The sequence below is a fragment of the Scytonema sp. PRP1 genome (genome assembly GCF_036697665.2).
In the GTDB taxonomy this organism is placed as follows: Bacteria; Cyanobacteriota; Cyanobacteriia; order Cyanobacteriales; family Nostocaceae; genus Kalymmatonema; species Kalymmatonema gypsitolerans.
In genome coordinates this window covers 47,826-61,557 of the sequence record NZ_JBAHYJ020000017.1, presented here as the reverse complement: position 1 = coordinate 61,557, position 13,732 = coordinate 47,826, and the positions used below count along the sequence as shown (strand labels likewise).

Here is a 13,732-nt window from a genome sequence, read left to right as displayed (position 1 = left end):
CTCGCAAATCGATTGAGTACGGTTTCATTGTAATTTTTAATGCACTAATACTTAGTGTACCTCATTTACATCGAAAATGCTGTATATTAAGTTAGTAAAACAAAAGTACTAATTTGCAATCTCACCAATCCACAAATTGTTAAATTTATCTTTCTATAAACATGGGGTTGCAGAAGGAAAGTTAAGCAACTTTCCCCTGGTTCTGCATTGATCGTAAAGATTTGACAAGCGATAAACTTGACTATCTCCTTGGGTCCACAATTCCATTAAACTATAGTGCTAACTGAGTTCAAGCCTAAGAATTTCTGACTTAATTCTGACTTGTGACTGACTTGTTGAGTGTATAATCTGTATGGGTTTCGTTAGATAAGCCATGTCTAGATCGCTCAGGGTTAGTAAAAAATGCATTGAGCAAGTTAAAATGGCAGTTAGGCGTAACAGCTTTGCTACCCAAAGAGCTTTGGCTGATGATGCGGGACTATCTTTAGCCACAGTCAGCAACTTCCTGACAGGTAAACCCGTTGACTATAAAACTTTTGTAGAACTGTGTCATAGGTTACAAGTGGAGTTTGAAGAGATAGCTGAACTGGATGTAGCGGCTGGCTCTCAAGCTACAGATGAAAAGAATGAGACAAGGATTGCTAACAAACGCTTGGACTGGGGAGAAGCGATCGATGTCTCTGTATTTTATGGGCGCACACAAGAACTTACAACCTTAGAGCAATGGATTGTGATTGACCGTTGCCGAGTCGTAGCGCTGTTGGGAATGGGGGGAATTGGTAAAACCTCTCTGGCGACGAAGTTAGTACAACAAATTCAGGGGCAGTTTGAGTACGTTGTCTGGCGATCGCTCTACAATGCCCCACCACTTTTTGAGCTACTGGGTAACTTAATTCAATTTTTCTGTGACGCCCAAGTTACACAAGCTGATTTACCAAACAGCGTAGACGAAAGAATCTCACGACTGATTGATTATTTGCAAGCCTCACGCTCTATCATTATACTAGATAATGCTGAAACCATTCTCCAAAGTGGCGCTATTGCGGGAAGTTATCGAAAAGGGTATGAGGATTATGGTCAGCTGATAAAACGCTTAGGAGAAGTTGCCCATAGTAGCTGCCTGTTGTTGACTTCTCGGGAAAAACCGAAAGACGTGGCGTCACTGGAAGGAGAAGCGCTAAAAGTTCGTTCATTGCGACTCAGTGGTCTGAAGGCGGTAGAAGGGCAGAAAATCTTTGAAGTTAAGGGTTTCTCGGGCTCTGAGTTAGAATTGCGAACAGTCGTTGAGCGCTATGGAGGCAACGCCTTAGCCTTGAAGATAGTAGCGACGACAATTCAAGATCTCTTTGATGGTAATCTTTCTGAATTTCTCAAACAAGACACGGCTGTTTTTGGTGACATTTGCGAACTTTTAGACCAGCAGTTTTCGCGCTTGTCAGATTTAGAAAAGGAGATAATGTACTGGTTGGCGATTAATCGTGAGCCAATTTCGCTATCAGATTTACGAGAAGATATTGTATCACCAGTACGACCACAAAAATTACTGGAGGCGCTGGAGTCTGCAGCACGGCGTTCTCTAATGGAGAAAAGCGCAGCAACCTTCACGCTACAACCTGTAGTCATGGAGTATGTGACTCAGCGATTGATAGATCACCTTTGTGAAGAGATTGAAACTGGAAATATCGAGCTTTTTAGGTGCCATGCTTTGATGAAGGCGACGGCGAAAGACTATGTGAGGGAGACTCAAATTCGCCTCATCCTTAAACCAGTTATAGATGGGCTGCTGGCTGTCTTTAGAAACAAAAGAAATCTTGAAAATCAGCTAAGCCAAATTTTAGCAAAGCTACGAGAGCAATCTCCGCAAGAACAAAGTTATACGGCGGGAAATATTCTTAATTTGCTGTGTCGTCTGGAAACAGGTCTAACTGGTTATGATTTTTCTTATCTGACTGTTTGGCAAGCAGACTTGCGGAATGTGAATTTGCATCATACGAATTTCTCTTATGCTAATTTGGCTAAATCTGTTTTTGCGGAAACCTTCGGTGGAATTCTGTCAATAGCATTTAGCCCCGATGGAAAATTTTTGGCTACAGGGGATATGAATAGTGAGGTTCGGTTGTACCAAGTTGCTGATTGGAAACAACTGTACACTTTTAGAGGTCATACTGATTGGGTATCATCACTTGCCTTCAGCCCTGATAGTAGTATTCTTGTAAGCTGCAGTGAGGATCAAACAATCAACCTTTGGGATCTCAATACTGGTCAATATCTCAGAAGCTTGCAGGGACATGAAAAGGGGATTTGGTCAGTTGCTTTCAGTTCAGATGGGCAAGCGGTGGCCAGTGGCAGTGATGACAAAACCATAAGGATATGGGATGTTAGTACTGGTCAGTGCCTAAAAACTTTGCAAGGACATGACAACATGGTACGAGCAGTCGTTTTTAGTCCTGACGACCAAATGCTGACGAGTGGCAGCGTAGACAAAACGTTGAAGCAGTGGAATGTTCGCACTAGTCAATGTCTTAGAACCTTGCAGGGGCACGATGAGGCGATCTGGTCAGCTACCCTCAGCCCAGATGGGCGTATACTAGCTAGTGGTAGCAGCGATCAAACGGTCAGATTATGGAATGTTGACACTGGTCAATGTCTTATGACCTTGCAGGGGCACTCTGGCTGGGTTTTCTCAGTCGCTTTCAATCCTGATGGGCAAACACTGGCAAGTGGTAGTTGGGACCAAACGGTAAAGTTGTGGAATGTTAGTACTGCTGAATGCCTCAAAACTTTATATGTACATAATAATCTGGTGCGAGCAGTTGCTTTTAGCCCTGATGCTAAAACGCTAGTGAGTAGCAGTGATGACCAATCGTTCAAATTGTGGGATGTTAGTACTGGTAAGTGTCTAAGAATTCTGCAGGGATATAGTGATAAGGTCTGGTCAATTGCCTTAAGTCCTAATGGTCAAATGCTCGCTAGTAGCAGTGATTGCAAAACTGTGAAGTTGTGGAACATTAACAATGGTCAATGCTTTAAAACTTTTACAGGGCATGACAATGCGATCCGGTCAGTGGCTTTCAGTCCAGATGGTTGTACTCTGGCCAGTGGCAGTAATGATAAAACGATTAGGATATGGGATGTCAGTACTGGTCAATGCCGCAAAACTCTGAAAGGTCACACTAGTTGGATTTGGTCAATTGCTTTTAGCCCTGATGGACAAGTAATTGCTAGTAGCAGTCATGACCAAACACTGAAGCTATGGGATGTCTCAGATGGTAAGTGCCTCAGAACTTTACAACAAGAGAGTCATGGAGTTTTGTCAGTAACCTTTAGTCCTGACGGTCATACTTTAGCTACTGGCAGTCATGACCACACACTGAAGCTATGGGATGTCAAAACTGGACAATGCCTCAGAACTTTACAAGGACATACGGGCTGGGTTTGGTCAGTTGCCTTTAGTCCAGATGGACTAATCTTATCTAGTGGCTGTGGAGACCACAAGGTGAAGCTATGGGATGTCAAGACTGGTCAAGTCTTGAGAACCTTGCAAGGACATACGAGTTGGGTTGTCTCAATCGCCTTTAGTCCAGATGGACAAACTCTTAGCAGTGGTAGCACGGATCAAAGGGTGAAGTTATGGGATGTCAAGACTGGTGAATGCCTCAAAACTTTACATGAACATAGTCAAGGAGTATTATCAGTTACCTTCGGTCTTGAGGAGTGTACTCTAATTAGTGGCAGTGAAGATGAGACAATTAGGATTTGGGATGTAAAGACTGGTAAGTGCCTGAAAACTTTAAGAAGCTCTAAACCCTACGAAGGTATGAACATTAGTGGGGTAATTGGTTTTACAGAAGCTGAAAAATCTGCTCTGAAACATTTAGGAGCGATTGAGTATCAAGAGAACCAGTAACATAGTTACACTATGGAGAATTTTGTAGCCAGTAAGATTAGCTAGAATTGGTCACTCCCGATTATCAAACTTTCTACCTTACTGTGCGGTATATGCTCCATCTATTATCATATTATGCCCGATCACGAAGGAAGCCGCATCGGAACACAACCACAGTACAGCTTCTGCAACTTCCTCTGATTTGCCAATGCGTCCTATCGGATGCCCTGCTTTAAGTTGAGCGAGTTTGTCTTTTGGGACAGCAGCTAGTATATCGGTCTCAACACAACCTGGACTCACAGCATTGATTCGGATGCCGGATTGGGCATATTCTATTGCTGCTGCTCGAGTCAAGGCGATAATTCCACCTTTACTGGCACAGTAACTGGTAAGCCCCGTACAACCGACAACACTAGCGACGGAAGCCACGTTCACAATTGCACCGCCACCTTGTTTGAGCATCGCTCCAATCTCATACTTAAGACAAAGCCACGTTCCTTTGAGATTCACATCAAGTATATGGTTCCAGTCTTCTTCCAACATATTAGTGAGTAGACTAGAAGTTATAACACCGGCGTTGTTGCAAGCGTAGTCCAGACGATCATAGTAATCAATAGTCTTGTTGACTAGTACCTCTACTTCAGCAGCATTTGATACATCTGTCTTGACAAAAATAGCCTCACCTCCAAGCTCATGTATGCGGTGTACGGTCTCTTCTGAGTTGGTGATGCGACGACTAGCAACGACGACCTTTGCTCCAGCACGTGCAAACGCGATCGCAGTAGCCCGACCAATGCCTGATGAAGCTCCAGTAACCAGCGCGACCTTTCCATGAAATTGACCTATCATGAGTGTGCTCCTTTCGTCTGAATAGTTTTGTTTTATACTACTTAGTAGTGATTGGGACTTTGAAACTTTCTGGCGTAACAAGTACTGAAAACCCTTATTCAACGAGGAAAATACATCCCACCTGTCGGCGTCCCCCGACATGCGGAGGGACTACACGAGGTTTGATTTGTTGCAATCTTTAAGAGAATTGGTATTCAATATTGTTAGATAGCTCCAACAGGGCTCTTGTCTTTGGCTGTTTTGACTGCAATATTGGGTTCATGAACCGGAACAGGTCCTAGAGCTACATCACCCCAGCGCATCACGGTTGCAGTGGCGTTTGCTGATGCACCAAGGGAGTAGACGAGAACCAGATCATTTTCATTAATTTTACCTAATTGTGCTGCGTGATACAAATTAGCAACGACAGGTATTGGTCCAACGTTTCCATATTGAGGGTAGAGGTTGATTGTGCGCTCTAAGTCAACGCCTAGTACACGGGCGCAAAAATTAACAAACCAGGCGGTTGTTGTATTAAAAACAAAGAAGTCGATTTGGTCAAGTGTGACGTTGGCGGCAGTAGCAGCACCGTTGCAGCAAGTACGAACATAATTAGCAAATGTACTGCTGATTATTCGATTTGCTCCCTTTCCTGACCTTAGAAATAATCGTGGCTGACCTTGGGAATCCTCTGCCAGTTCAGTGTAAAAAGCACCACAAGTTTCTGCGGTATGAACAGTTTTGCTGCCAAGAATTCCCTGGTTGGCTTGAAGTGGACTAACTACAAAGGCTCCAGCACCATCACCAGTTACCCACGACATGGTGTCTCTTTCATCAACAAAGCGAGAGTACGTACAAGAACTCACCACCAGTACATTGCGGTACTCTCCTGCTCGAACGAGTGTATTGGCAGTTTGGAGTGCAACCATAGCTCCTGAACACATTGAATCAAGATTCCAAGCGGCACATTGTAAACCGAGTTGCTCAGCGAGGAAAACAGCATTGCCAGGTATGATTTGCTCGCCAACGAGTGAGGCGACAATCATCAGATCGACATCATCGGGAGAAAGTTTAGCTGCGTCCAGAGCATCTTTAGCGGCTTTATACTCAAGTGTTAGTGACGACTCACCTGGAGCAAGTACTCGCCGTTCAACAGTGCCGCGAAAGGGGTCTGACAAATAAGGCATCATCTCCAAGTCAAACTCATTACTGGGAGTGGAATCAGCCAGTGAAAACAGCTTTGCTAAACTTCTTTGCTCGGACTGAGCAATTAACTCTGGATATTTATTGCGGTAGTAATCGTTTGTACGTATGGTGTTTGGAACGCTTAATGCAAGCGAGCGAATGCCTACTGGATGATACATGATAATAAACCTCCAATGAATTTGATTACTGTTGTAAATTTAGGCTGTTGATGAATTCTATTGTTGTTGTAAATTTAGGTTGTTGATACGACTTCTAATTGGTGCAGGTCGTGTGGGATCGATGACTACATCAACAATAAACGGACCAGTAGAGGCAAGTGCTTGCTCTAGGGCTTGTTGGATATCAGTCTCTGTTGCAACGCGAATACCATCAGCTCCCATCGCTTGAGCAATTTTGAGGAAATCCACTTGCGGAATGTCTGTATCCATGCCTTGAAAGCCCTGCATCATCGAGCCTTGTTTGCACATGTTGTAACATCCGTCATTAAGTACAATCCAAACAGCAGGAATCTGGTGTTGCACTGCAGTGCTGATCTCACTGTTCATGAGCATGGCACCATCTCCAACGATCGCAACAGCTTTACCATTACGAGCTAGCGCTGCACCCACGACGCCCGTGACAGCATGACCCATTGCTCCAAACCCAGTACTGACTCGATAACGACCCGGCTTGTTAAATTGCAGCATATGATTTCCCCAAGCAAAGGAGTTACCTGCCTCAGTTATCACCAATGCATCACTGCCTTCGACGATGATCCGTTGGATCGCATTCATAAGTACTTCAGGTCGTACTAGACCATTGGCACTTGGATTGATAACATTACCCTCGGGTCTCGTGCGTAATGAGGGGACTCTTGATCGACCAGTACGCTTTGGGAAGTATTTCAGCAATGCTTTTACAAACATTCCCACGTCCGACTGAACGGCAAATGTTTTAGCTGATGGATATGCGGTTCCTGGTACCTCGGGATCAATGTCAACATGCACAAAACCTCCAGGAGGGATCATCGCGGGGTTCCAAAACGAGGTAAACTCACTCAGTCGTGTGCCTAACACCAAAGTATGCAAAGGACGTTGCTCTTGCATATATGTCAGAACAGATGAATGCCCTGCAAAGCCCGTAACTCCAATAAACTGAGGATGATCCTCTGGAAAAATACCTTTGCCGCGTGGTGAACACATGACCGCAGCCCCCGTTCTTTCGGCGAACTCGCGAATTTCAAAAGCAGCAGAGCGAGCACCAAAACCAACCCAAATGGCAAACGGACCAGAAGAGAGTAACCGTAAACACTCTGAGACGGTTTCTTCACTCACAGTTGCCACAGAATGAGAAAGAGTCGTTTGTGGTAACGATGTTTTGAGCAAACTCGTCTGGATAGCGGTAGGAATACTTACATGAGCTATGAAACTTCCTGGTCTAGCTAAGCCTAGAGCTAGCCTTCTTTGGACTTCTGGCAGTTCATCACTGCTTTCAAGGGTAGTAGCATAATCGAACATTGAACCCGAGGTAAAAATACCCCCGCTGGGCATTGTGTAAGCGCTTGTTTCTTGAAAAGCCCACCGTCCGCGCTGCGCTGTTGATGTGGAAGGCGACAGGAAAATCACCTTCGCACCCTCCCAACGTGCAGCAAAGAGTCCGGTCAGAGCGTTTGTGATGCCTGGACCTGCTGTGGCAAACACCACGACAGGGCGACCACTAGCAAAGTATGCCTCGCAAGCAGCAAAAGCGGCTCCTGCTTCATGACGAAAGTGAAGCACCTCGATTGAACTATTCTCCAGTGTATGCCATACAGGAGCGATCGCACCTCCCGAAACACCAAAGGCATATTGCACTCCCATGTCAGAGAGCATTTTGGCGATCGCCTCAGCTACTGAGACAGGTGCAACTTGCTGACTTGTTTTGAGAGACACGATGTCCAATTGTGGGTTTGGCTGGACATTTACAAAAGGTGAGGGGGCCAAAGATGACTCAGATGGTGAGACTAGGGCAGATACAGTTTTATACTTAAAGCCCATAGTCTGATTTGGTAAAATTTCGACATGGCTGTCGAGTTCTAACTTTTTGGCTTCAGTTGAGTGGATTGCAAAGGATTTAAAGCTCATATAAGTAAAGGTAGATGCGTAAAAGTTGGCAAGTCGTCAGTTTATCTTTCGTTTGTTGTTCGCTGAATGGAAGTTAAGCTTGAAGTGTGCTTAATTAATAAGATAAAAAGAACTGCTAAATTACACACTTACCAAAAGTGCTGTGTTGAATACCAAACCCGGCTTCAAAACATACACTTTTCTGTATACACGGCTAGAGCTGCTTTTAATAAAATAAGCGCATACACAAATACATTGAAGACAAGCGCAGATTTATTAAATATTATTAATTTTTCGTAAAAATCACTGTTTACCTAAGAAAAGTAATTGACTTTTTTAAATTTATGTGTTTAAAAAACTTATCGGTTTATTTGACAAAACAATTAAGTGGTGGATACTTGGGTTTCAGGTTTGCTATGAACGTGATATCAGAAAGAACTACGGTAAAAGTAAACTTTGAGGAATTGATGATGAGTCAAGAAAAGCAAAAGATTCTAGTAGTAGATGACCACCAATTAATCCTGACAGGAAGCCTCGATGTGCTACGACAGAAGTACCCAAACGCGGAAATTCTCAAGGCTAAAACTGCACAAGAAGCTTTTGATATAGTAGAGAGTTTTCAACTTGATCTTGTTGTGATGGACTTGTCCATTCCATACAAGACCGGAATGACCGCCCATATTGATGAAGGTATTCAACTACTGAAGATTTTGATGAAAAAATATCCTGCACTAAATATCGTGGTGCAAAGCAGTTATGTTAAAGCACTGGTGCGGATTAAACATGAAATTGACGAGCATCAAGGGGGCTTTGCGATCGCCGATAAAGGACTGTCTGAAAAAGAGATATTAACAAGGATTAACTTAGCACTACAAGGGGGAACGCATACAAAAGATATAAAAACAGCACTGGAATTTAAGCCTGAGTGGCTAGAGGTTCTGGGGCTAGCATTTGAAGAAGGATTGCAAGATAAGACTATTGCTGAACGAATGCATATGCATGAAAGGACAATTCGTTCATACTGGACTAAAATCCAAGACGTTTTGGGCGTTTATCCTGAAGATTGCAGACAAGAAGGCAAGAATATGCGAATTCAAACGAGAATCCGTGCGAAAGAAGAAGGGCTAATTGACTAATAAGGAGTTAGGAGTTATTAATTCATGGTTGAAGCTTCTGAAACGCAGATTTGGAGAAAAATTAAGAAAGAAATTGCTATTTGGCGTACAGGAGCGTTACCAGGCTTTGCAGTCTTGGCGATTGTCACCATCGCTCGCTTCACTGGGTTACTTCAACCTTTAGAGTGGATGGCACTTGATAACTTTCTCCATTTACGTCCTGCTGAGCCTATAGATAATAGAATCACAATTATCGGCATTAATGAAGATGATATCGCGAGTGCAAAAACATATCCCATACCAGATGGTGAGATTGCAGCAGTTATCAGGAAAGTACAGAATTATAAACCGAGAGTTATTGGTTTGGATATTGTTAGAAATGTGCCTCTTGAGCCAGGTCATAAACAACTAATTGATGTATTTAAACAAAGTAAAAATATAATTGCTATTGAAAAAGTCTTACCTAATCAAATTGCTGCGCTGTCGTATGTGTCTTCTGAACAAATAGGTTTCATGGATGTTATCGCTGATAAGGATGGCAACTCCAGGCGCGTTCTTCTGAGTACACCATCATTAAACAATAATCAAAGCTACAAGTTTTCCCTATCTTTGCGTTTAGCAGAGAATTATTTATCTCGTGAAGGTATTACTTTAGAAAATGGTATTCATGACCCCGAAGCTATGCGCTTTGGCTCAGTTGAAATCCCTCGCTTTTTGCCCAACACTGGCGGATATGTAGGAACAGATGCGGGTGGGGTTCAAACATTACTCAATTGGCGGAGTGGAAAAAAACCATTTCGAGTTTTATCTCTTAATGATATTAAAACTGGCAAATCTCAGCCGGAATGGCTGCGCGATCGCATTATTTTGATAGGTATAACAGCTCCTAGCGTTCCAGACTATCTTTATACTAAAGCAATTGCTGATTTGAAAAGTTTTGATCAAATTTTTGGAGTAGAATTTCACGCTCATGCTTGTTCCCAAATCATTAGCGCAGTTCTTAATAAACGACCACTGTTAAAAGATTGGTCAGATAAGTGGGAATATTTGTGGATAACATTTTGGGGTTTTATCCCCATTATTATTGGGCGGCTGACTCAATCTGTACTCAAGAATCTGTTTGCTATTGGTGTTATTAGTCTTTTGTTGGTTGGAATTAGTTATCTGCTTTTGATATGGGGTTGGTGGATTCCCGTTGCACCAAATTTGTTAATTTTAGGTATCAATGGTGTAGGTCTAAGTGCTTTTGCTTTTTATCAACGCGACCGAGCTTTGCAATCTCAAATTAATGAACGCCAACGCACAATTGACCATACATTTACTCTTATTCATAATGGACCTTTGCAGACACTAGCTAATACTTTAAGATGTGTTCAGGAGCAGAATTATTCACGGGAGAAATTACACTCGCAATTGAAAAGTCTCAACTTTGAAATTCGGGCGATTGGTGAATATCTAAAATTGGAAGCCCTAGATCAGGAAGAAAGCCTCCGTATTGGGAGTGGTTTAAAACTAGATTTAAAACTTCCAATTCACGAACTTTTTTATGAGGTTTACACCAGTACATTAGAGCGAGACCTTCCCTTTTTTCAAAATCTTAAAGTAAAAACTCGGTCATTTGACCCCATTGGGGAGGAGTATTTGAGTATTGAACAGAAACGAGAACTTTGCCAATTCTTGGAAGAAGCTTTATGCAATGTTGGAAAACATGCAGTAGGAGCCAAATTCATCCAAGCTACTGGTAAGGAAAATCAAGGATGGTACACTCTTACCATAAAAGATAATGGATGCGGCATCAGTTCAAATTTAGAAAATAAAGGCACAAAACAAGCTATAAATTTAGCTTGTAAATTGGGAGGTCATTTTAAGCGAGAATCTGTTTCTCCCCGTGGAACTTTATGTGAGTTAACCTGGTTCCTCGGAGGTAGCAAAGGTTGCATCGGAAAAATCCGAAAGCAACTTAAATCCTTTTTTGGGAGTGCCAAAGATGGGTAGTGCCAAAGATATAATTCAATACAGTTCAGTTAAGGATTGATCCTCCCTAGCCCTCCTTAAAAAGGAGGGAACTAAGCCCCCTTTTTAAGGGGGTTAGGGGATCTTAACAAAACTAAACACCACTAACTGAACCGTATTGAGATATAATTAGGACTTACGCAGTAATAACCGAAAAATGAACCGCAAAGGACACGAAGGACATGAAGGAAAGAGGCTTTCATTAGAGATTTTGCGTAAGTCCTAATAATGATGGAGAGGTTGAGTTTCTGGCTAATATCATGTGCGGTTGAATACTTATCATTACCTTAAGGTTAAAAAGGTTGATATCGCAACGAGAAATAAAGTCCATTATCTTGCAAGGAGTCTCCTCTATTGCTCACCCCAACTAATGGGATACCATAATCTAAGCGGACATCCAAACTACGGTTAATTTGCCATTCCACACCCAAACCCAAGCCTGCAATTAAATTCGGATCTGGGTTAGCATCACGGTTATTCCACCCAGTGCCTATCTCAAAAAATGGCGTGATTTGTAGGGTTCTAGGATCAGCGGTGACGGGAATGCGGAGTTCAAAAGAAGCGACAACGCCATTGTCAGATACTACTTGGTTTTGCCGATAGCCCCTAACCGTATCTACACCACCAATACTAAACTTTTCCAATGATAGAAGAGAATCTGGCGTTAACTGGGTATCGATGCGAGTTACCAGCAAGGCTCTTGGGGACAATTGCTGCACCCACTGAAACTGTCCTAACCACGAAAAGAAGCGTCCATCGGTACCTGTGTTATTGATGGTTGCATCAAAGGCATCGATGCCAAAGCTGAATTGGGATCGCGCTGCTAGCACTTGTGTTGCAGTCCGATTTACCCAGTCTTGGTAAAACCGAATCACAGTGATTCTGGATCTCCCGTTTTCTGGTCCTTGTGAAAACGAGTAGGGAATGTCATCCAGAATAAAGGTTTGATTGCGACGCAAGTCTAACCCTACACCAATAGCAAACTCAGATTCAGGGGATTGCGCTAACGGTTGGCGCAGACTGACGGAAAAGGTTTCGGACTGGTTGCGAATACCTAAGTCTTGGAAAGGGGCTTCGACAATATTGCTGTCGTTGTTGCTATAGCGGAAGCTAAGAGTGCCATTGCGAGGTAAAAGCGGCACGGTGTAGCTGAAATCGTAGAGATTGAGTCCCTCGGTGCGTCCGTATTCAACAGCCAGGCGATCGCCGAAGCCCAACAAGTTATCGTGAGTCACAAAGACACTACCCTGAATTGAACCGATGCTAGGAGATTGGTTGTTGCCAATGATAATGCCTGCATGAAATGCAGGAGCTTCTTTCAAACGCACTTGTAAGATATTGCGCCCTGGGACACTACCTGCGGTTAACTCAGCATTCACCCGTTCTAAAAGCGGATCAAGCTGCAACAGTTGCAGTGCTTCCTCTAGGCGTTGGCGGTTTAAAGGAGCTTTAGTGGCGCTCCTCAAGCGACGAAGCACGTATCCTTTTCCCAGGCGGCTTAAACCAGTAATTTCTATTCGCTCTAGTTCGCCTTCTACCAGTTGAATTTGCACAATACCTTTGTCAAGAGCTTGGTTGTTGGGCAAAAATGCACCGGAAGTGACGTAACCTTTTTTGACGTAAAGCTCGGTGATAGCAGAGCGCAAGGCGGTTAGGTCTTCAAAAGTAATTTTCCGGTTTTCATATTTCTTAACTAACTGACTAATTTCCTCTTTGAGAACGGTATTGCCTAAGACTTCAATCTTCTTAATGTAAAAGCGAAGGTTTGTGGGAGAAGGCGCGGTGGGTTGAGGAATGGGAGGTGTTTCGAGATTGGGTGGTGTTGGTGGTGCGCTTGGAGTAGAGGGGATGGGTAGAGGTTTAGTGGGTTTGGGAATAATTTCTTCAACGCGCCCTGGTACGGTTGGGGGAATGGTAACTCTCGGCGGTGGGGTTGATTGTGCAACTCTTAAGCTGGGGTTTAGGTAAAAAATTGTAGAACTTTCAGAGCCTAAAGTGTTGTCAAATACAATATCGCTGCTTTGGGCAAAGACACAGATATCTAAAGAAGTGGCGCACGCTCCTATGCACCCTAACAACCCTGCTACACTCAACCTCCAAATACGTACTGCAAAGTAAAACTGTAGGTATTCGCTCCAGTACACAATTTTAACCCCACCATTGACAGCATATTTCAAAGCTTCTCTGAAACTAAACGTTAGTAATAAATATAGTATTGTTACTTGTTTATCACAGAATACTTTTACTAACAAGTTAACTAAGTAACAAAGAAATGAAAAAATAATAGGTGGGGAGTATCCCATAGGTGCAAATTTATTGTCATGCTAAGTGAAGCGAAGCATCTTTTAAATCAACGTGGGCTTGAGATTCTTCCCTCCTGTTCCTTCGCTTCGCTCAGGACTACGCACCGAATTGCCTTGGGTGTTTTGGTGAAATTGGGATGAACCCCATAAGGTGTTGCTTAATATGTGATTAATTTTGTTTATCAAATTAGTCTTGTTAATGGTATCTTAGCCAGCTAGAAGCTTTATATGAGGCTGCATTTGACACTTCCCGGAATTGACAAAATTAATATTTAGAAGATTGTTTGTGATTAAAGTTAC

Annotated in this window: 7 protein-coding genes; 3 read left to right on the top strand and 4 right to left on the bottom strand. The window is 43.0% G+C overall.

What is annotated here, in order from left to right:
• The first annotated feature begins 421 nt into the window (after positions 1-421).
• Entirely contained in the window at positions 422-3,907 is a 3,486-nt protein-coding gene (locus V5G28_RS03135; RefSeq protein ID WP_332990819.1) for an NB-ARC domain-containing protein, read from the top strand.
• 78 nt (positions 3,908-3,985) lie between these two features.
• Here V5G28_RS03135 and V5G28_RS03130 read toward each other — a convergent pair whose 3' ends face one another.
• From V5G28_RS03130 to V5G28_RS03120, 3 genes are all read right to left on the bottom strand, one after another.
• Complete coding sequence (locus V5G28_RS03130; protein ID WP_332990816.1) at positions 3,986-4,735, bottom strand: SDR family oxidoreductase; 750 nt, start codon at positions 4,733-4,735, stop codon at positions 3,986-3,988.
• A gap of 203 nt (positions 4,736-4,938) precedes the next feature.
• Entirely contained in the window at positions 4,939-6,078 is a 1,140-nt protein-coding gene (locus V5G28_RS03125) for a 3-oxoacyl-ACP synthase III family protein (RefSeq protein WP_332990813.1), read from the bottom strand.
• A 57-nt stretch (positions 6,079-6,135) separates the two neighbouring features.
• On the bottom strand, positions 6,136-7,935 hold the full coding sequence (locus V5G28_RS03120) for a ScyA-related TPP-binding enzyme (protein ID WP_442994208.1): 1,800 nt from the start codon (positions 7,933-7,935) through the stop codon (positions 6,136-6,138).
• Between the two features lie 482 nt (positions 7,936-8,417).
• Here V5G28_RS03120 and V5G28_RS03115 point away from each other — a divergent pair, with 482 nt between their 5' ends.
• Both V5G28_RS03115 and V5G28_RS03110 read left to right on the top strand, forming a co-directional pair.
• Entirely contained in the window at positions 8,418-9,137 is a 720-nt protein-coding gene (locus tag V5G28_RS03115) for a response regulator transcription factor (RefSeq protein ID WP_332990809.1), read from the top strand.
• Between the two features lie 24 nt (positions 9,138-9,161).
• Positions 9,162-11,111, top strand: a complete 1,950-nt coding sequence (locus V5G28_RS03110) for a sensor histidine kinase (RefSeq protein WP_332990807.1) — start codon at positions 9,162-9,164, stop codon at positions 11,109-11,111.
• A 311-nt stretch (positions 11,112-11,422) separates the two neighbouring features.
• On the opposite strand, the gene V5G28_RS03105 is transcribed toward V5G28_RS03110, so the two are convergent.
• On the bottom strand, positions 11,423-13,102 hold the full coding sequence (locus V5G28_RS03105) for a ShlB/FhaC/HecB family hemolysin secretion/activation protein (RefSeq protein WP_332990821.1): 1,680 nt from the start codon (positions 13,100-13,102) through the stop codon (positions 11,423-11,425).
• Between the last annotated feature and the right edge of the window lie 630 nt (positions 13,103-13,732).

Bases quoted from the DNA above. Each gene is read 5' to 3' on its own strand.
- V5G28_RS03125 (WP_332990813.1), bottom strand. From the start codon at position 6,078: ATGTATCATCCAGTAGGCATTCGCTCGCTTGCATTAAGCGTTCCAAAC.
- V5G28_RS03130 (WP_332990816.1), bottom strand. From the start codon at position 4,735: ATGATAGGTCAATTTCATGGAAAGGTCGCGCTGGTTACTGGAGCTTCA.
- V5G28_RS03135 (WP_332990819.1), top strand. From the start codon at position 422: ATGGCAGTTAGGCGTAACAGCTTTGCTACCCAAAGAGCTTTGGCTGAT.
- V5G28_RS03110 (WP_332990807.1), top strand. From the start codon at position 9,162: ATGGTTGAAGCTTCTGAAACGCAGATTTGGAGAAAAATTAAGAAAGAA.
- V5G28_RS03115 (WP_332990809.1), top strand. From the start codon at position 8,418: ATGAACGTGATATCAGAAAGAACTACGGTAAAAGTAAACTTTGAGGAA.
- V5G28_RS03120 (WP_442994208.1), bottom strand. From the start codon at position 7,935: ATGGGCTTTAAGTATAAAACTGTATCTGCCCTAGTCTCACCATCTGAG.